The organism is Caballeronia sp. A2-2, assembly GCF_057612605.2.
Genome location: NZ_CM172588.1, coordinates 1,489,231 through 1,507,247 on the forward strand (window position 1 = coordinate 1,489,231; position 18,017 = coordinate 1,507,247).

Below are 18,017 nucleotides of genomic sequence, written 5' to 3' on the forward strand. Positions count from 1 at the left end.
CCTACCTTGTCATTGCCATCGAACACGTGAAGGTAACGAGATTTCGAGCTTTTCAATTCCGATGCCTTGTCGCGGCTTGTTTCGCCGCCCCTTTTTACAGTTGATTGATCGCTGGCGCACTGATCGCCCTACTGAATAACGGCGTGGAAACTTGAAAATTTAGGTCATTGGCGCAAACGTACTCTTCAGTCTTTAGCGCTAAAAACGCCAACAAAAAGCCCAAGCATTTCAAAACTTTTTTGTCTGCTATTTCGCCCGCTGCATTGGTATTTTTATTCATTACGTTTAGTGCGATCAATAACAAAGGTCTGACCGTTCGTACCGCTACATTAAGCGCTCCCACCAAGGAGCGAGGCCAATGAACGCTGAATTCATCCGCGAAGGCGGACTCATGGATGTCACCAGTTACCCTCTCTGGGCGCAGGACATCGTCGCAGAGAACGACGAGTTAAAAAGCTCTCTCGTGCATCACCCGATCTTCCTTGCGATGCGTGCCGGCACGCTCGAATACAAGGTCGCGCGGCCGTTCCTCGTCGGTCTGTGGCCGACCATCGAACAGTTTCCGCAGTTCATGGCGATGACGCTGCAAAAGGCACGCTATGGTCATTCGCGCGGCGAAGACATGGCGCGCCGTTATCTCGTGCGCAATATCCGCGTCGAGCAGAATCATGCGGAACACTGGGTCAACTGGAGCGCGGCGCACGATGTTTCGTTGAGCGATCTGCATACGGGTCGCGGCGCACCGTCGGCCACGCATGCGCTCTCGCACTGGGCGGGTCATACCGTCGTGCGTGATTCGCTCGCCGTTGCCATGGCAGCAACCAACTACGCAATCGAAGGCGCGACCGGTGAAATCTCGTGCTTCATCTGCGCAGACGATACCTACGAAAAGACCTTCCCGGATGAGATTCGCGCCAAGGCCATGAAGTGGCTGAAGCTGCATTCGCACTACGACGACGAGCATCCGTGGGAAGCGCTGGAAATCATCGCGACGGTGCTGGGCAATAACCCGACGCCTGCGCAAGTCGCGGAAGTCGCCGCGGCCACGCGCAAGAGCTATGAGTATCTGAAGCTCACGTTCGACAGTTGCCTTTGATGTCTTTGCAATGAAAGAAGCCCCGCGCATACGCCCGGGGCTTTTGGCATTTTCAGGCAGCGAACGTAACGGTCGCTTCGAGACCATGAGGCCGGGCATCCGCCAGTTCGACACGCGCGTGCATCCGCGCCGCAATCGTATTGACAATAGACAAGCCCAACCCCGATCCTTCCGCGCCGCTGCCCAATATTCTGTAGAACGGATCGAATACGCGCGCACGTTCGGCGGGCGCGATGCCCGGCCCGGTATCCGCAATCCGCAGCCACGGCACGCCGTCCGTCATGCCGCTCGACAGATCTACGCGGCCACCATGCGGCGTATAACGGATCGCGTTATCGACGAGATTCCTCAGCAGGATGGCGAGATCGTCGCGAGGCGCATTCAGCACGATATCTTCGCGCGTCGATACGCCGATATCGATATCCTTCGCCTCCGCGAGCGGCATGAGGTCTTCGAGCACGCTGCGGAACAACTCGCCTGCATGCAGTTCCGCAAGCCGTTCGGGACTGCGGTCTTGCACGCGCGCAAAGGTCAGCAGTTGAGCAAGCAAAACAGTCGTGCGACGAAGACCGCGACGCAAAGCATCGAGCCGCTCACGCGCGGGGCCGGGCAATTCAGTGGCATCCAGACGCTCGGCTTGCAAGGAAAGCGCGGTCAGCGGCGAACGCAGTTCGTGCGCGGCATCGGCCACGAAACGGCGCTGCACGGCAACGGACGCTTCCACGCGCGCAAGCAGCCGGTTGATCGCGATGACGAACGGCTTTATCTCTCCGGGCAACGCTTCGTCGGACAGCGCGGAGAGATCGTGCTCGGGCCGCTTATCGAGACTCGCCGACAGCGCCGTGAGCGGCCTGAACATACGTCGCACGATCACATGCAAGGCGGCGAGCAGCACGACGACCAGCGCCAGCAAGGGCATGACCGTGGCGAGCGCGCTGTTGCGGGCGATTTCATCGCGTCCGACGGTCATCTGAGCCACGACCACGCGCTTGCCGTTATCCAGCGTGCGCACGGCGAGCCGCCACGGCTGATCGTTCACGTCGGCATTTTGCAGACCGTCCGGGAGATCGCGCGCAAGCATGAGCGGTCTGACTTCATCGATCGTCTGAACGATGAGCTTCGACTCCGCATCCGCGCCCTTCACGCGTTCGAGCGCTTCGTACTCCATTGCATCTAGCGTGCGCGGCGTGATGAGCGCGAGCACTTGCAGAAGCTGTCCGTCCTGCACTTCGTTTGCCTCATGAAACGCGGTCTTGAACGCGATCACGCTTCCCAGCGCCGCGATACCGACGATCGCGGCGGACAGCCACGCGGACAGCCTGAACTGCAACGAGCGCGTCATGTCTGCTTCGACACCATCCAGCCGACGCCGCGCACATTTCTAATGGCCGTCGCGCCGAGCTTCTTGCGCAGCGAATGAATCAGGAATTCGACGGCGTTGCTCTCCACTTCCTCGTTCCAGCCGTAGATATGGCCTTCGAGATCGGCGCGCGAGAGAATCGCGCCCGGACGAATGAGCAGCGCCTGCAAGAGCGAAAACTCGCGCCCCGACAGACGCACTTTCACATCCTGCGCGCTGGCTTCGCGCGTGGCGGGATCGAGCGAGAGCGTGCCGTTGGACAGCACCGGCGCCGACTGACCGCCGCGCCGGCGAATGACCGCGCGCATGCGCGCCTTCAGTTCCGACAGATCGAACGGCTTGATGAGGTAATCGTCCGCGCCTTCGTCGAGACCGCGTATGCGGTCTTCCACGGAATCGCGCGCCGTGATGATGATGACGGGCACATGGCCGCCGCCGCGCCGCACGGTGCGCAGCACGTCCAGTCCATCCGTTCCGGGCAGGCCGAGATCGAGAAGAATGGCATCGTAGGCATGCAACGAAATGCTCAGGAGTGCCGTCTTGCCGCTCTGCACAAGATCGACCGCGTAGCTGCTGTCGCGCAGCGCGTCCTGAACCGACTCCCCGATCATCGGGTCGTCTTCGACAAGCAATATCCTCATCATGGGTCTCCGTGTGCTCATCGCCGTGTAGAAGCGATGGCCAGGGAGCGGGGCGAATCGATCATCGGGCTCACTCGAGGCTGGAATGTTGATAGCCCCAGAATAGTGGTCCGATACTTATGAGACCCTTAGGAAAAAGACCTTCGCCGCGAATTTTCAGCGGGCAGCTTCCTGAAGTCCGATGGCGTCGCGAGTGAGCGCGCCCAATCCGCGAATCGACACGCGAAGTCCGCGCGCGTCGCGGCGATTCGCGATGTCGAGCGTGGCGTGATGCCGCTGCGCAATGCGCGATGCAATGGCAAGCCCTAACCCGCTTCCATGCCCGGTCGTGCCAGCGACGCGATAGAAACGGTCGCTCACACGCTCGATTTCGTCTTCGGGAATGCCCGCGCCCGTGTCGAGCACGTTTAAAGAAATACTTGCTGATTCACGCGCGAGAATCACATCGACCCGGCCGTTTCGTGGTGTATGACGAATCGCGTTGTCGAGCAAATTATTCAGGAGAACGGCGAGTGCATGCGGGTCGCCGTGAATCAGGAACGCGTCGTTTTCGTCGCGCTCGTTTTCTATTTCAAGCCCTAAATCAAGGCACTTTTCTTCCGCCAGCAGCGAGAAATCGCTCACGCGCAATTCGCACAAACGACGCAGGCTCGTTTGCACCATTGCGGCATCGCGCGCGGCATCCTCGCGTGCCATGCTCAAAAGTTGCTGCGATAAGTGGATTACGCGATTCAACCGTCCGTCGATCTTCTCGCGCGTGGCTGCATCGATATACAGCGAGCCATCGCCGATTGCGCCTTGAATCTGCAGCTTGAGCGCGGTGAGCGGCGTGCGCAGTTCGTGCGCCGCGTCCGCGACGAACGCGCGTTGTGCCTCCGAAGATTCGTTCACGCGTGCAAGCAGATCGTTCAAAGCCTGCACGAGCGGCAGAAGTTCGATGGGAACGGGCGCATCGAAAGTAATGGGTTCGAGCGATTCCGGCGAACGCGCGGCCAGCGTGCGCGACACCATGCGCACCGGCGACAATCCGCGCGATACGATCAGCAGCACGATCACCAGCAGCGCGGGGATCAATATCGCGAGCGGCACCAGAGTGCGCATGGCGAGGCTCGCGGCAAGCTCCTCACGCACGCTCTCGGGTTGCGCGACCTGCACGAAGCGCGTGGCTTCGGTGGTGCCGAAAGCCCGCCAGCGCAGTCCTTCGCGTTGCATGGAACGATAGCCATCGCCGAAACGGGGCAATTCCGGCTCATGCGGCGAGTGATAAATGAGCCGCCCGGTGCGATCCCATATGTCGATGACCAGCCGGTCGTCGTCGATGCCGCGCAATTCTGGCGCACGTTCTTTCGCCGCTTCCGATGCCCCGATGCTCACCGGTAGCGACAGCGCGACCGTGCGCAGTTCGTAATCGAAGAGTTCGCCCGCCTCGACCTGCGCGAGACTGAAAATGCCGTATCCGGCGACGAGGCACGCCACGCCGAGCCCGCAAATGAGCCAGCCCAGCAGCCAGCGGCGAATGGATGTCATGCCAGTCTCTTGAGGCGATAGCCCACGCCGCGCACGGTCACGATTTCATCCGCGCCGATCTTGCGCCGCAGGCTGTGCACATGGACTTCGATTGCATTGCTGCCGATTTCCTCGCCCCATCCATAGAGTTTTTCTTCGAGTTCGGCGCGGCGAAACACGCGCGTGGGTTCTTCGATCAACGCTTGTAGCAAGGCGAATTCGCGTGGCACCAGACCGAGTTGCACGCCGCCCTTGGCCGCTTCGTGCGCGGCCGGGTCCAACGTCAACTCGCCATGCGAATACACAGGATGCTTCTTGCCCGTGCGACGTCGCAGCAACGCGCGCACACGTGCCGCGAGTTCGGCGAGATCGAAAGGCTTGAGGAGATAGTCGTCGGCACCGGTATCGAGTCCGCGGATGCGGTCATCCACGGCATCGCGCGCGGTGATGATGAGCACGGGCGCATCGCCGCCACGGCCACGATATGCGCCGAGCACGTCCAGACCGTCGCGTCGCGGCAGCGACAAATCCAGAAGAACGAGATCGTAGACGTCGTTATCGAGCGAAAGCTCTGCTTCGCGGCCATCGCGCGCCCAGTCCACCGTGTAATCGGCGCGACGCAATGCCGCCGCCACCGATTCCGCGATCATCTCGTCGTCTTCAACCAGAAGCAGGCGCACGTCATTCCCTTTGTATGAACGGGTCACAAGACCAATTCATTGTAACTGTCCACGTCATATGTTTAGCGATAAAGCAAGGCGAATTTCTTAGCGAACGCTTAAGCGTTTCCTAAGCAACCAACGCGCACAATTTGCTTATTTCTTAGCGTGCGCCCTATGACTCTGGATTGCGATGAGCCGACCGTGCTCAATGCCGTTGAATGGCGGCATCACGATCTTTCCAAATCGAGCTTCGTCGTCAAGGCGCCGCCCGCGCAAGGTCACGCCTTTGCGTGGCTGATGCCGACCGAATCGCGGCTCGCGTCCGCATCGAATGTCGGGCACTGGCTGACGGCTGCCGAGCGCAAGCGCGTGCGCAATCATCCGCAGGTATCGATCGGCAGGCGCTTCGGTATAGCGCGTGCGACGCTCAGGCTCGTGCTCTCGCAGATGTTCGCCTGCGCGCCTTCGGATATCGAACTCGTCGAGCGTCCGGGCGAGCGCATCACGGTGGCGTGCGGTGACTTCGGCATGGTCGGCGTCGATATCGCTTATTCGGGCATCTGGATTGTGATGGTCGCGACGGCGTGCAAGGTCGGCGTCGGTCTCACCGTGATGCCGAACGAGCGCACGTCCGCAACGGGCGACGCGCTGTGGGCCGAAGCCTCGCGTATCAGCGGCGAGCGGATCGACCACGATGCGCCCCTTCCTCACTATTCCCTCGCGTTGCCAATGCCCGGTGGCCTTTGCAGCGTCGCCATGACGGAACATCGCATCGAAACCGTCGATGCCTTTGGCTTTACCAGACCAACGCAAAGAGGCTGGTAAGCGCGCCTTAGCTAAGAAATCCGCGTATTTAAACGTGTCTTTACTTAGCAATTTCCTTCCTTAAATTACATTCGTAATCTTTAACGAAATCTGAAGATAGTCGTCCGTAAGGCTTATAGAGAATCGTTCTCATTTTTAATTGACTGGAAGTAACGTCCCGGCTACGATCGCATCCGAGTCAAGAAGACTTGATAGAGACGCATGAGGATTCAGGCCGACGGCGATATCGGAACCATCGAGGCGGTTCGAAATTCGACAGACCTGACAGAATAATTAGGACTTCAATGAAAATGTTTCGGCTCTCAACTCAGGGAAGGCGACGAGTGTCGTCGCGCAATCGTCCGGTCGCCGCGCGACTGATTTGTTCGACCGCGATCGCGTGGGGTTCGCTTGTGAGCGGCGCATACGCGGCCGCCAGTCCGGATGCCACACCTGAAGCACCGGAAGCCGATTTGAACATCACCGCGCAGCCCGGCAATTTCTTCACGGGTTTCTGGACGCGTCAGAACATGCTTGGCGACATGGGCGGTCTGCGCCCGTGGCTCGGCAAATACGGTATTTCGTTTCAATTGACTGAAACGAGCGAATATCTGGCGAACGTGCGCGGCGGCCTGAGCCGCGGCGGCGATTACGACGGCCTCACCACGGCAACGGTTCAGGTCGATACGCAAAAGGCATTCGGTTTGCAGGGCGGTTTGTTCAACGCAAGCGCATTGCAGATTCATGGCCGTAACTTAAGCGCCGACAAGCTCGGCACGCTGAACACGGCCAGCGGCATCGAGGCGGACGCCACCACGCGCCTGTGGGAGTTGTGGTATCAGCAGTCGTTCCTGAACAAGCGCGTGGACGTGAAGGTCGGTCAGCAAAGTATCGATCAGGAATTCATCACGAGCACGTACGCGGCCACCTTCATCAACACGATGTTCGGCTGGCCCGCGCTGCCGTCCTACGACATGCCTTCGGGCGGTCCCGCTTATCCGCTGTCGGCGCTCGGCGTGCGCGTGCGCGGACAGATCACGCCGTCCATCACGGCCCTTGCCGGCGTGTTCGATGGCGACCCGCTCGGCAACAACCCGAACAATCTAAGCGGTACGAACTTTAATCTGCACAACGGCACGCTGTTCATCGGCGAAGTGCAGTATGCGATCAACCAGCCGTCCGATGGCGAGATGGTCGGCATGAACAGCAACAAGCTGCCCGGCACGTACAAGCTGGGCGTCTGGTACAACAACAACCGCTTCGACGATCAGCGCTTCGACAACACGGGTCTGTCGCAAGCGGACCCCGGAACGTCGGGCACCGCGCAATCGCATCACGGTAATTACAGCTTCTATGCCGTGGCCGATCAGATGATCTGGCGTCCCGATCCCGACGAGCCTCGCAGCATCGGCGTGTTCACGCGCTTGATGGGCGCACCGGGCGACCGCAACCTCGTGAGCTTCGCGGCGAACTTCGGCATCGTCATGAAGGCGCCGTTCAAGGGGCGCGACAACGACAGCGCCGGGCTGGCGGTCACGTATATCAAGGTCGGCAATCACGTTCACGATTTCGATCTGGATTCGCGCGCTTTTCTCGGCACGCCTTATGGCGTGAGAACGCAGGAAACGACGCTGGAAGCGACCTATGTGTATCAGGTCACGCCGTGGTGGTCCATGCAGGCGGATGCGCAATACACCTTCAACGCAGGCGCCGGCCAGAATCCGAACGATCCGACTGCGCCCTTGCGCAATACCTTCGTGATCGGCGTGCGGGCGAACCTCACGTTCTAAGCCCATCGAACGCGCGATAAACCACGACACAGCACATACAAGATCATGACGGCACTTCATAGAACGCGCGCAGTCTTCAACTCGACGAAATCCCTGTTCGCCGCGCTTGCCACGTTGACGACGCTCATCGCACCGTGCGCGGCGCATGCCGAGGCGCAAGGCTTCCTCGAAACGCTGCACCGGAACACCACGCTCATCAACACGGTGCCGGACAACGGGGACCAGAACCCCTACGCACTTTTCGTCGCACCGGTTTCGTCGGGCAGCATCAAGCAGGGCGATGTGCTGATCGACAACTTCAACAACGCGGCGAATTTGCAGGGCACGGGCAGCACCATCGTCAATTACCATCCCGACACGAAGGAAATGACGCTGTTCGCGCAGATTCCGCGCGATCTGAAGGAATGTCCCGGTGGCGTGGGTCTTTCCACGGCGATGACCATGCTCAAGTCCGGCTGGGTGATCGTGGGCAGCACGCCGAGCAATGACGGCACGACCGGCACCAAGGGCGCGGGCTGTCTTATCGTGCTCGATTCGCACGGCAAGATCGCGAAGGTGTGGTCGAGCCCGAACATCAACGATCCGTGGGGCAACATGGCCGTCGCGGACAACGGTTCGAGCGCGACGTTGTTCATCAGCATGGCCGGTTTCGGTGTGGGCGATGCAAACGGCAATCCGCCCGTGTTCAAGCAGGCCACCGTGCTGCGCATGGATCTCGACATCGCCGAAGGACAAGCGCCGGTGGTGAAGAAGGAAACGGTCGTCGGCAGCGGCTTCGGCGCGCAGGCCGATAAAGGCGTGTTCCTCGTCGGGCCGACCGGCCTCGCGCTGTCAGGCGATCAAAAGCTGCTGTACGTATCGGATGCCATTGGCAACCGCATCACCGAAATCGATGACCCGCTCACGCGCGATACGAGCGCAGGCGTGGGCCGTCAACTGACCGCCGATGGCCTGCTGCATCGCCCGCTCGCGATGGTTACCGCACCGAACGGGCATCTGCTCGTGACCAACGCGCTGAATGGTCAGGTGGTCGAAATAGTTCCCGAGACCGGCAAGCAACTCTATGCACGCTGGATCGATACCGACAAGGCGCAAAGCCCGCCCGGCAACGGCGACTTGTTCGGCATCGTCATGACGCCGGAAGGCGACGGGTTTTATTATGTGCAGGACGATGTCAACACGCTCGTGATCGCGAAGTAACGAGAGGTCAGGCAAGCGAAGGAAGTCAGCAACATGAATGACGATCAATCGAAGCCACGCCGGCCCGGCCGTCGCGGTTTCCTCAAGGTAAGCGCGGCAGCGGGACTGACAAGCACGGCGGGCGTCGCGCGGGCCGCGCTCACGCGCACGCCTGCCGACGACGCTCTTCGGCAGACCGAACCGTTTTACGGCGCGCATCAGGCCGGCATCGTGACGCCGCAGCAGAGCCACACGTACATGGCCGCGTTCGATGTGAAGACCGACAAGCGCGATGAACTCGTGGCGCTGTTGCGCGACTGGACGCTCGCCGCCGCGCGCATGACGCGTGGCGACACGGCCGCCGCGCTGAACACGCCCGACGATAAATCCGCGGGCGATTCGGCGGATGTCCTCGGCATCGGTGCGTCCGCTTTGACCATCACATTTGGCTTCGGTCCCGGCCTCTTCAAGACGAGCGATGGTAAGGACCGCTTCGGACTTGCATCGAAACGGCCTGCGGCGCTGGTCGATCTGCCGCGCTTCAATGGCGATCAACTGGTGCCCGAAAAAACCGGCGGCGATCTCATGATCCAAGCCTGCGCGAACGATGCGCAAGTCGCCTTCCATGCGGTGCGCCAACTCGCGCGCATGGGCACGCTCGCCAATGTGACGACCATGCGCTGGGGTCAGGCGGGTTTTCTGTCCGGCCCGAAGGGACAGACGCCGCGCAATCTCATGGGCTTCAAGGACGGCACCAACAATCCGTCCACGGCGCAACCGCCGCTCATGAAGCAATTCGTCTGGGCCGATGGCGCCGATGCACCGTGGATGAACGGCGGCACGTACACGGTCGTGCGACGCATCCGCATCACGCTCGAACATTGGGACACGATGGAACTTGGCTTTCAGGAGCAGGTGTTCGGGCGGCACAAGTACACGGGCGCGCCCATCGGCAAGCAGAAAGAATTCGATGCCGTGGATTTCGATGCAGCGGACAAAGACGGCAATCCGGTGATCGCGGAGAACTCGCATGTGCGGCTCTCGAATCATTTGACGAACAGCGGCATGCAGATTCTGCGTCGCTCCTATTCGTACAACGACGGCACGAACTTCTATGTGGAACGCTGGCCGCCATGGCGTCAGGAAACCGAATACGACGCAGGACTAATCTTTATCGCGCATCAGTCGGACCCGCGCACCGGCTTCATTCCGATCAACGCGAAGCTCGCCAAGTTCGACATGATGAATCAGTTCACCACGCATGTCGGCAGCGCCGTGTTCGCGGTGCCGCCGGGTGCGAAGGAAGGCTCGTATATCGGCGCGGAATTGTTCGAAGCATAAGGCGCTCAAAATGCGCTCAAAACCATAACGTCAAGAGGAATAGCCCGATGGCTCAGTCACGGTTCGTCGTAATGCGCCGCGTGTCGCAGGTGGTGATGTTGTCGTTGTCGATCGCGGCGGTGCATGCGCAGGCGGCATCGATCACGCTTTATAGCGCGCAGCACGAACAAGTGGTCAACATGCTCGCGAAGGACTTCGAGCAGCAGAGCGGCATCTCGGTGAAGATTCGCAACGGCGAAGGTCCGGCGCTCGCGGCGCAGCTCGTCGCCGAAGGGGCGAATACGCCAGCGGATGTGTACTTCACGGAGAACTCGCCCGAACTGATGTTGCTCGAAGAAAAGGGCTTGCTCACCAAGGTCGATCCGGCCACGCTGACAACCGTGCCGACGCGCTTCAGTTCGCCTTCGGGTCAGTGGGTCGGCGTGACGGCGCGTGAAAGCGTGCTTGCCTACAACACGGGCAAAATTCAGGCATCCCAACTACCGCCTTCGTTGTTCGATCTCGCGAAACCGGAATGGAAGGGCAAGATCGGCATTGCACCGAGCGATGCGGATTTTCTCCCGCTCGTCAGCGCCGTGCTCGCGCTGAAAGGCCAGGACCAGACGCTGCAATGGCTCAAGGGCCTCAAGACCAACGCGCAGATTTTCGATGACGACGAAGGCGTGGTGGCGGCGGTGAATCGCGGCGGTGTGGTGACGGGCGTCATCAATAACTATTACTGGGCGCGTCTGCATGCCGAACTCGGCGACAAGAACACGCGCAGCGCGATCTATCACTACGGCAATGGCGATGTCGGCGGTCTCGTGAACGTCTCGGGCGCGGCGATCATGAAGAACGCGCATAACGTGGATGGCGCGCAGCAGTTCCTCAAGTATCTCGTCAGCGAACGCGCGCAGGCGTTGATGGCGAAGAGCCATGTGAGCTTCGAATATCCGCTGCATGCGGGCGTCGCGCCTGATCCGCTGCTCAAGCCATTTAATGAGTTGCAGCCGCCGTCGCTCACGCTCGAACAACTCGGCGACGACAGTCAGGCCGGCAAGCTCCTGCGTCAAGCCGGACTGATCTGAACACGCCCGAAGTGAGCGATGTCATCGAGCCGCGCATAGACGCGGCTTCCGTTCGTGTCGTGCGCCATGCGCCACGTATGTTGTTCGCAAGTGCATCGCTCGGCGTGCTGCTTGTGCTCGCGCCGATCGTCTTCACGATGTATCGCGCGAGCGCGTCGGGTTGGGATGACGCTATCGAGTTGTTGATTCGTCCGCTCGTCGGCGAGTTGTTCATCAACACGCTCATGATCACGGCGAGCGCGACGGTGGTATCAGCGCTTATCGGCACGGCTTGCGCGTGGTTTATCGAGCGTACGCATCTGCCGGGACGACGCATGTGGGCCATGTTATGCGCCGCGCCGCTCGCCATGCCTGCGTTCGTTTCGAGCTATGCGTGGGTGTCCATCAGCCTCGATTTGCAGGACTTCGCGGGCGCGTTGCTCGTCATTACGTCGGCTTATTTTCCACTGGTTTATCTGCCGGTTGCGGCGGCATTGCGCGGCATGGACCCGGCGCTCGAAGAAAGCGCGCGTGCGCTCGGTTGCGGAAGATGGGCTGTGTTTATGCGCGTCGTGCTGCCGCAATTGCGGCCTGCGCTTTTCGGCGGCATGTTGCTCGTCGCGCTCGGCGTGCTGTCCGAGTTCGGCGCGTTTCAGATGCTGCGTTATCGCACGTTCACGACCGAGATTTACGCGGAATATCGCACGAGTTTCGATAACGGCGGGGCATCGCTCGTCGCGTGTGTGTTGCTGCTGCTGTGTCTGATCGTGCTTGCACTTGAATTTCGCTTACGTGGGAAGGCGCGTTATGAACGTGTCGATCGCGGCGCGCGACGTGCGGCCTTGCGCTATGAACTCGGCCTTTCGCGTTGGCCCGTACTTGTGGGCTTCGTGTCGCTTGCCATCGTCACGTTGGGCGTGCCGCTCGGCATGATCGGGTATTGGCTCACGCAGGAAGGCGCAGCGGCTGTGACGCCTGCGGAAGTTTCGCCACAACTGCTTTGGAATGCGACGATGTCGTCGGTCGGCTTCGGCCTGCTTGCTGCGCTCGTCACCGTGGTGCTCGCCTTTCCGCTCGCGCTGCTGCTGGCGCGCTATCCGGGACGCATCGCGACCGCGATGGAGCGCACCGTATTTCTCGCGCAGGGCGTGCCGGGACTTGTCATCGCGCTTGCCATCGTGTCATTGTCCGTGCGCGCGTTGCAGCCCTTGTATCAAGGGCTCACGTTGCTGATCGCCGCTTACGCCATCCTGTTTTTGCCGCTCGCGCTGGTCAGCGTGAGAGCCGCGCTGATGCAGGCGCAACCTCGACTCGAAGACACCGCGCGTTCGCTCGGACTGAATCACATGCAAACCTTTAATCGCGTGATGCTGCCGCTCGCGGGACCGGGCTTCGGCGCGGCCGCCGCGATGGTCTTCATCTCTGTGGTCACCGAACTCAACGCCACGCTCCTGCTCGCACCGCTCGACACGCACACGCTTGCGACGCAAGTCTGGTCGGATACATCGACGCTCGCCTTCGCCGCCGCCGCGCCGTACGCCGCGTTGCTGACCGCCCTCTCCTTCTGCGCGACGGGTCTGTTGTTCGTGCTGCTCGGCCGCTCCGCGTTGGCCGATTCGCGCGGTGTGAATCCATGAGCGAACTTCACGTTTCGGGTCTTCGCAAGGCGTATGACGGTCATCCTGTCTTGCATGGCGTCGATCTCACGGTGGCGCGCGGCACGCTGTTCTCGTTGCTCGGGCCATCGGGCAGCGGCAAGACCACGCTGCTGCGCCTGATCTGCGGCTTCGAGCGTGCGGATGCGGGCACCATCGACATGGACGGGCGGCGTGTCGAAGCGCCGGGCGTGCATGTGCCGCCGGAGCATCGGCGGATTGGTTATGTGCCGCAGGAAGGCGCGTTGTTTCCGCATCTTTCGGTCGCGGAGAACATCGTGTTCGGATTGCCGCGTGCGGCGCGACGAGCGCGGCATCGTGTGGATGAATTACTGGAACTGGTGGGCCTGCCGCTGGATTATGCGAAGCGTGCGCCGCAACAGTTGTCGGGCGGTCAGCAGCAACGTGTGGCATTGGCCCGCGCCCTTGCGCCCTCGCCCGATCTTGTCCTGCTCGATGAACCGTTTTCCGCGTTGGATGCCGCTTTACGTAACGATACGCGCCGTGCGGTGGCCCGTGCATTGGCGGACACCGGAACCACCGCCGTGCTCGTCACGCACGATCAGGCCGAAGCGCTTTCAATGGGTCAACGCGTGGCCGTGCTGCTCGATGGACGTCTTGTGCAAAGCGCGTCTGCGCAGGAGATTTATCGACGGCCTGCCACGCGCGAGTTGGCTGAATTTGTCGGCGATGCGGTGTTGCTGGGCGGTGTCGCGCAAGGGGTATTTGTACGCTGCGCGCTCGGTAACCTCAGGCTGATGCAGCACACCTCCGAGGGTGCGGTCGATGTGATGATCCGCCCTGAGCAAATTCGCTTGTCGCCGAATGATTCGCGCGTTTTGGATGCGGTCACCGCACATGTGCTTGATGTCACCTTTAATGGCCGCGATGCCATCGTTACGCTTAAGCTCAGGCATGCTGACGATTTTTCGATTACCGCGTGTGTTCAGGGGCATTGTGCGCCGCGTATCGACGAGACGGTGTGTGTACACGTGGAAGGGGATGTCATGGCGTATGGACAGCAGCGCTTAGCTTGACGGACAGTGTCTTTTTTCTTTCGTTGCCGAGATGATTTTGTTGTTCTTTCTTGCGTGCAAGGGGCTTCTCGTTTTTGGGCTTTATATTCAGTAGCCGGCTCCCCGGCGGGGGGGTAACTTTCTTTGCTGCTGCAAAGAAAGTCACCAAAGAAAGCAGCTTTTACCCCCAAGCACGCTGGCTGGAAAGGGTGGTCTGAATTAACGATACAGTGGCCGCAATAGGATGTCCCACGGTTCGTTAAGCGTGTGGGCAACCTGGCGATTACGCGCTCGAATTCTTTTGACTTTGTGGACCGCATTCATTCTTTCGGCCATGCGCTACGCGCGCCGAGAGCTTAAGAACGGAATCCCGCAGCCTATAAGCGCCCAGCCACCTCACACCTCACCGCTATGTCGTTATTCGGCCCAACCTTAATAAGCGCTTCTGGGCAAAGCACGCACACCAACGCAAGTCACCTTTTAGTCGGAGCACTAACCAAGGTAGGGCCGAATAGCAATCTTACGGAGAAGCGTGATGTGGCTGGGCGCTTATAGACTGCGGGATTCCGTTCTTACGTTCTCGGCGCGCGTAGCGCATGGCCGAATGAATGAATGCGGTCCACTGAGCGTTGATTCTTCGAGCGCGTAATCGCCAGGTTGCCTAAGCGATTTGTTATGCGTGGATAGTCCTATTGCGGCCACTGCATCCGTTAATCCAGACCAACCCTCTCCAGCCAGCGAGCATGGGGTAAAAAGCTGCTTTCTTTGGTGACTTTCTTTGCAGCAGCAAAGAAAGTTACCCCCCCGCCGGGGAGGCGGCTACTGAATAAACAACACAAACAACAGAAGCCCCTTCCACGACAAACCGACAAAACAGAGCCCTAAGCGCCAGCTAAGTACAAACCCCGAAAGTGTCCTCTCAACCGACATGACCCGAGAGAACCGCCATGCCATCCGCCCAAAAACTGATACGGACCATCAACAAGGTCCCTGAAGTCACCTTAGTCTTCTGGCTAATAAAAATACTTTCGACGACAGTCGGCGAAACCGGCGCGGATTATCTCGCGGTCAATGTAGGCCTGGGCACGCTCGCGACCGACGCCATCACCAGCGCACTGTTGATAGGAGCGTTAGTGATGCAGTTGCGCGAACGACGCTACGTGCCGTGGCTTTACTGGCTCACAGTCGTGCTCGTAAGCATCGTCGGCACGCAGATCACGGATGCGCTCACCGATGGCGCAGGCGTGAGTCTCTACGTGAGCACCGGCGTTTTCTCGATGCTGCTCGCGCTCATGTTCTGGCTCTGGCATCGCACGGAAGGCACGTTGTCGATCCGCTCGATCGATACATCGCGGCGCGAGCGGTTTTATTGGGCCGCGATTCTCTGCACATTCGCACTCGGCACCGCCGCTGGCGACCTCGCCACCGAAGCACTGGGATGGGGCTTCAGCGTGGGCGTGTTCATTTTCAGCGGCGCCATCGCCGTGACCGCGATTGCCGCGCGTCTTGGGTTGAATCGCGTGTTGGCGTTCTGGATTGCCTATGTGCTCACGCGTCCGCTGGGGGCGTCGTTAGGAGACCTTTTATCGCAGCCTCGACAGTATGGCGGCGCAGGATTTGGAACAGTCGCGACCAGTTGCGTTTTTCTCGCCGTCATCGTTGCACTCGTTATTTATCTAAGCGTTGGCCGGAAGTCCGCTTCCGGCGTGGATCGCCTGAACGCTTGAATAATCCTATTGGAGAAGAAAGCATGAAACGTATTGCATTGAGTTTTATTATCGGCGCTTCGGCGATGTTCGCGGCAGTCTCGCCATCGGGTCTCGTCTGGATGACGCAAGCGGAAGCCGCATCGAAACTCGGAGACTTATCGTCGTTTCGCGGCATCGTGGTGGATACGTCGTCGAAGGTCGATAACGGCGATCTCGCGGGCGCGAAGGCACGTATCAAGGATCTGGAGATGTCGTGGGATCAGGCCGAGCCTTCGCTGAAGCCGCGCGCCGCACGCGACTGGCACGCGGTCGATAAGGCCATCGATAACGCGCTGGAACAGCTTCGCGCCAAGGCGCCCGATCAGACTCGCTGCAAGAAAGCGCTCGCCGATCTGCTTAACACGATGGACAAGCTCAGCGCGTAGAAAGGGCTTCGATGGGTCGCCGCCCGACCCATCGAAGCAACATCAGCGCGAGTCCGCCCCACGCGAATTCGCGCGCGCGTCGCACCAATGCGAACGACAATGCGGCATCGCGATCCACACCGAAAGCCGATGCAATCGCGACGATGGCCGCTTCCTGCACGCCGACTCCTGCCGGCGCAAAGAAGACAGCGTTACGCACGCTTTGCGTGAGCGCTTCGATGGCCACCGCGCCCGATAAGGAAACCGAATGGCCAAGCAATTCGAAGCCCCAATAAACTTCCAACGCACCGAGCACGTAACCGAAAAATTGCCACGCAAAAGCCCTTAAACAAAGCCACTTTCTTTGCAAGAGCATGCGGATGCCCTGATCGAGCCGCGCGCCGTCGAGCTTCGCAATCAGTTCGTTCGATGATCCGAGCCAACGCCGCGCAATCGCCTCGAGCCTGCGAAACGGCGCGCCGCGATGCGCCATGACGAATGCAGCGATGGCAACGGGTAATGACATCGCCAACGCCCACGCGATGAGTTGCGGCAATCCGCTGGCGCCGCTCAACGCGCTGCAAAGTATCGCAAGGCCTAGAACGGCAAGCGCGTATTGCACCGCGATGGTCACCAACATTTCGACGATCACCGTTGCACTCACCGCGCTGATATCGGGCAAATAGCGCTTTGCCAGCCGAATGCCCGCGAGTTCCCCGCCGATGCCAAGCACCGGCAGCAAGCGCCCGACCGCTTCACGCACAACCGCGATCCACCACAGCGCGGGAAACGGAATGCGTTCGTCGAGCAGCAAGTGCCAGGCGCGCGCATCGAGCAGAAGCGGCAGCGCATGCAAAGGCACGAGCCAGAGCAGCACCGGTCCGGTGTGCTCGATGAGTGCAAAGGCATCGGCTATGCCCTCATGCAGCGCGAGCGCGATCAACACGCCAATGGCTATTGGCCAACGCAGCCACGCGAGGCGTTTGAGCATTTTCATGTGGCGAATTGATCGGCGAATGCGCCACGTCGCGCACCGCTTGCTGCAATCGCGCTCGCCACGCGCGGCGAACACAACGCGGCGAGTTCATCCGCGTGGCGGTAATCGTGCATCGATGCAGTGAGTGGCGTATCGCTCGCCGTCGCGGGATGGCTATACAGTTCGAGCACGCCATCCGGCGCACGCGCGAGCAAGTCGAGCACGGTAGCTTCATCCATGCGCCCGGTCGCCGCAATGCCCGCCACCCAATCGTTATGCGCGATGCCCGCGCGACACAAACGCCTCTTCACATAAGCGGCCCACGGCATGAGCAAACCTGCGCCGTTCATCTCACGCGGCAGGCGCATGGCGCGCATGCCAAACTCGCGTCCGATTTCGATGATGAGCGCCAGCACCGTTGGATGCAGATGAAAATGCTTGTGCGTGTTCACATGATCCAAAGACAATCCCGTCGCCGCGAATGCTTCGAACTGCGCACGAATTTCGAGCGCGAGTTGGCGGCGAACGTGCGGCAGAAAAAAGAAGCGGAAACCATCGCGCACCATGCGATCTTCGAAGCGTCCGCTGTGACTGACAAGCGCGGGAATCGCATTCGGCGACGATGTCGCCATGCCATCCGCGAGCACGATATGCAGCCCGAGGCGAAAGCCCGGCATGCGTCGCGCGCGTTCGATGGCATCGTTCGCGGCGGGTGCGCTCACCATCAGACTCGCGCAATCGAGCACGCCTTCGCGATACGCCGTCTCCACCGCGCGATTCACGCGTTCATGCAGACCGAAGTCGTCGGCGGTGACGATCAGGCCGCGCATCG

The 18,017-nt window shown here is 60.4% G+C and carries 17 protein-coding genes; 10 read left to right on the top strand and 7 right to left on the bottom strand.

Annotation, left to right across the window (positions count from 1 at the left end):
* Positions 1-94: 94 nt before the first annotated feature.
* Positions 95-280: a hypothetical protein gene (locus ACZCWR_RS23165; protein WP_487303951.1), complete on the bottom strand. Its 186-nt coding sequence runs from the start codon at positions 278-280 to the stop codon at positions 95-97.
* A gap of 78 nt (positions 281-358) precedes the next feature.
* On the opposite strand from ACZCWR_RS23165, the gene ACZCWR_RS23170 reads away from it, so the two are divergent.
* Positions 359-1,096 carry an iron-containing redox enzyme family protein gene (locus tag ACZCWR_RS23170; RefSeq protein WP_487303952.1) on the top strand — a complete coding sequence of 246 codons (738 nt, stop codon included), beginning with the start codon at positions 359-361 and terminating at the stop codon, positions 1,094-1,096.
* A gap of 52 nt (positions 1,097-1,148) precedes the next feature.
* On the opposite strand, the gene ACZCWR_RS23175 is transcribed toward ACZCWR_RS23170, so the two are convergent.
* The 4 genes from ACZCWR_RS23175 to ACZCWR_RS23190 form a co-directional block, all read right to left on the bottom strand.
* The gene (locus tag ACZCWR_RS23175; protein ID WP_487303953.1) at positions 1,149-2,438 is read right to left on the bottom strand and encodes an ATP-binding protein; all 1,290 of its coding nucleotides are present in this window, start codon (positions 2,436-2,438) and stop codon (positions 1,149-1,151) included.
* Positions 2,435-3,097 carry a response regulator gene (locus tag ACZCWR_RS23180; RefSeq protein ID WP_487304781.1) on the bottom strand — a complete coding sequence of 221 codons (663 nt, stop codon included), beginning with the start codon at positions 3,095-3,097 and terminating at the stop codon, positions 2,435-2,437. Before ACZCWR_RS23180 ends, ACZCWR_RS23175 begins: the two co-directional genes overlap by 4 nt.
* 156 nt (positions 3,098-3,253) lie before the next feature.
* Positions 3,254-4,624, bottom strand: a complete 1,371-nt coding sequence (locus tag ACZCWR_RS23185) for an ATP-binding protein (RefSeq protein ID WP_487303954.1) — start codon at positions 4,622-4,624, stop codon at positions 3,254-3,256.
* Positions 4,621-5,283 carry a response regulator gene (locus ACZCWR_RS23190; protein WP_487304782.1) on the bottom strand — a complete coding sequence of 221 codons (663 nt, stop codon included), beginning with the start codon at positions 5,281-5,283 and terminating at the stop codon, positions 4,621-4,623. Before ACZCWR_RS23190 ends, ACZCWR_RS23185 begins: the two co-directional genes overlap by 4 nt.
* Before the next feature lie 156 nt (positions 5,284-5,439).
* Between ACZCWR_RS23190 and ACZCWR_RS23195 the strand changes: the two genes are divergently transcribed.
* The 9 genes from ACZCWR_RS23195 (at position 5,440) to ACZCWR_RS23235 (ending at position 16,230) form a co-directional block, all read left to right on the top strand.
* Positions 5,440-6,090: a hypothetical protein gene (locus ACZCWR_RS23195; RefSeq protein WP_487303955.1), complete on the top strand. Its 651-nt coding sequence runs from the start codon at positions 5,440-5,442 to the stop codon at positions 6,088-6,090.
* 284 nt (positions 6,091-6,374) lie between these two features.
* Positions 6,375-7,859 (top strand): carbohydrate porin, encoded by a 1,485-nt coding sequence (locus tag ACZCWR_RS23200; RefSeq protein WP_487303956.1) that lies wholly within the window; start codon positions 6,375-6,377, stop codon positions 7,857-7,859.
* A 45-nt stretch (positions 7,860-7,904) separates the two neighbouring features.
* Positions 7,905-9,059: an NHL repeat-containing protein gene (locus tag ACZCWR_RS23205; RefSeq protein WP_487303957.1), complete on the top strand. Its 1,155-nt coding sequence runs from the start codon at positions 7,905-7,907 to the stop codon at positions 9,057-9,059.
* Between the two features lie 33 nt (positions 9,060-9,092).
* Positions 9,093-10,379: an iron uptake transporter deferrochelatase/peroxidase subunit gene (gene efeB, locus ACZCWR_RS23210; protein WP_487303958.1), complete on the top strand. Its 1,287-nt coding sequence runs from the start codon at positions 9,093-9,095 to the stop codon at positions 10,377-10,379.
* 71 nt (positions 10,380-10,450) lie between these two features.
* A complete protein-coding gene (locus ACZCWR_RS23215) occupies positions 10,451-11,446 on the top strand; it encodes an iron ABC transporter substrate-binding protein (protein WP_487304783.1) in 996 nt (331 codons plus the stop codon).
* Between the two features lie 77 nt (positions 11,447-11,523).
* On the top strand, positions 11,524-13,062 hold the full coding sequence (locus tag ACZCWR_RS23220; RefSeq protein WP_487304784.1) for an ABC transporter permease: 1,539 nt from the start codon (positions 11,524-11,526) through the stop codon (positions 13,060-13,062).
* Positions 13,059-14,117, top strand: a complete 1,059-nt coding sequence (locus ACZCWR_RS23225; RefSeq protein ID WP_487303959.1) for an ABC transporter ATP-binding protein — start codon at positions 13,059-13,061, stop codon at positions 14,115-14,117. Before ACZCWR_RS23220 ends, ACZCWR_RS23225 begins: the two co-directional genes overlap by 4 nt.
* Before the next feature lie 926 nt (positions 14,118-15,043).
* Complete coding sequence (locus ACZCWR_RS23230) at positions 15,044-15,823, top strand: COG4705 family protein (protein WP_487303960.1); 780 nt, start codon at positions 15,044-15,046, stop codon at positions 15,821-15,823.
* Between the two features lie 23 nt (positions 15,824-15,846).
* Positions 15,847-16,230: a histidine kinase gene (locus tag ACZCWR_RS23235; RefSeq protein WP_487303961.1), complete on the top strand. Its 384-nt coding sequence runs from the start codon at positions 15,847-15,849 to the stop codon at positions 16,228-16,230.
* Here ACZCWR_RS23235 and ACZCWR_RS23240 read toward each other — a convergent pair.
* Positions 16,220-17,206, bottom strand: coding sequence for a flippase-like domain-containing protein (locus ACZCWR_RS23240; RefSeq protein WP_487303962.1), 987 nt, complete (start codon positions 17,204-17,206; stop codon positions 16,220-16,222). The genes ACZCWR_RS23235 and ACZCWR_RS23240 overlap by 11 nt on opposite strands.
* Positions 17,203-18,015, bottom strand: coding sequence for a hopanoid biosynthesis-associated protein HpnK (hpnK, locus tag ACZCWR_RS23245; RefSeq protein ID WP_487303963.1), 813 nt, complete (start codon positions 18,013-18,015; stop codon positions 17,203-17,205). Before hpnK ends, ACZCWR_RS23240 begins: the two co-directional genes overlap by 4 nt.
* Between the last annotated feature and the right edge of the window lie 2 nt (positions 18,016-18,017).

What these genes read in the sequence shown, in the direction of transcription:
- hpnK (WP_487303963.1), bottom strand. Translation starts at nt 18,015, where the DNA reads ATGCGCGGCCTGATCGTCACCGCCGACGACTTCGGTCTGCATGAACGC.
- ACZCWR_RS23205 (WP_487303957.1), top strand. Translation starts at nt 7,905, where the DNA reads ATGACGGCACTTCATAGAACGCGCGCAGTCTTCAACTCGACGAAATCC.
- ACZCWR_RS23240 (WP_487303962.1), bottom strand. Translation starts at nt 17,206, where the DNA reads ATGAAAATGCTCAAACGCCTCGCGTGGCTGCGTTGGCCAATAGCCATT.
- ACZCWR_RS23220 (WP_487304784.1), top strand. Translation starts at nt 11,524, where the DNA reads ATGTTGTTCGCAAGTGCATCGCTCGGCGTGCTGCTTGTGCTCGCGCCG.
- ACZCWR_RS23235 (WP_487303961.1), top strand. Translation starts at nt 15,847, where the DNA reads ATGAAACGTATTGCATTGAGTTTTATTATCGGCGCTTCGGCGATGTTC.
- ACZCWR_RS23215 (WP_487304783.1), top strand. Translation starts at nt 10,451, where the DNA reads ATGCGCCGCGTGTCGCAGGTGGTGATGTTGTCGTTGTCGATCGCGGCG.
- ACZCWR_RS23175 (WP_487303953.1), bottom strand. Translation starts at nt 2,438, where the DNA reads ATGACGCGCTCGTTGCAGTTCAGGCTGTCCGCGTGGCTGTCCGCCGCG.
- ACZCWR_RS23200 (WP_487303956.1), top strand. Translation starts at nt 6,375, where the DNA reads ATGAAAATGTTTCGGCTCTCAACTCAGGGAAGGCGACGAGTGTCGTCG.
- ACZCWR_RS23230 (WP_487303960.1), top strand. Translation starts at nt 15,044, where the DNA reads ATGCCATCCGCCCAAAAACTGATACGGACCATCAACAAGGTCCCTGAA.
- ACZCWR_RS23165 (WP_487303951.1), bottom strand. Translation starts at nt 280, where the DNA reads ATGAATAAAAATACCAATGCAGCGGGCGAAATAGCAGACAAAAAAGTT.
- ACZCWR_RS23185 (WP_487303954.1), bottom strand. Translation starts at nt 4,624, where the DNA reads ATGACATCCATTCGCCGCTGGCTGCTGGGCTGGCTCATTTGCGGGCTC.
- ACZCWR_RS23225 (WP_487303959.1), top strand. Translation starts at nt 13,059, where the DNA reads ATGAGCGAACTTCACGTTTCGGGTCTTCGCAAGGCGTATGACGGTCAT.
- ACZCWR_RS23180 (WP_487304781.1), bottom strand. Translation starts at nt 3,097, where the DNA reads ATGAGGATATTGCTTGTCGAAGACGACCCGATGATCGGGGAGTCGGTT.
- ACZCWR_RS23195 (WP_487303955.1), top strand. Translation starts at nt 5,440, where the DNA reads ATGACTCTGGATTGCGATGAGCCGACCGTGCTCAATGCCGTTGAATGG.
- efeB (WP_487303958.1), top strand. Translation starts at nt 9,093, where the DNA reads ATGAATGACGATCAATCGAAGCCACGCCGGCCCGGCCGTCGCGGTTTC.
- ACZCWR_RS23170 (WP_487303952.1), top strand. Translation starts at nt 359, where the DNA reads ATGAACGCTGAATTCATCCGCGAAGGCGGACTCATGGATGTCACCAGT.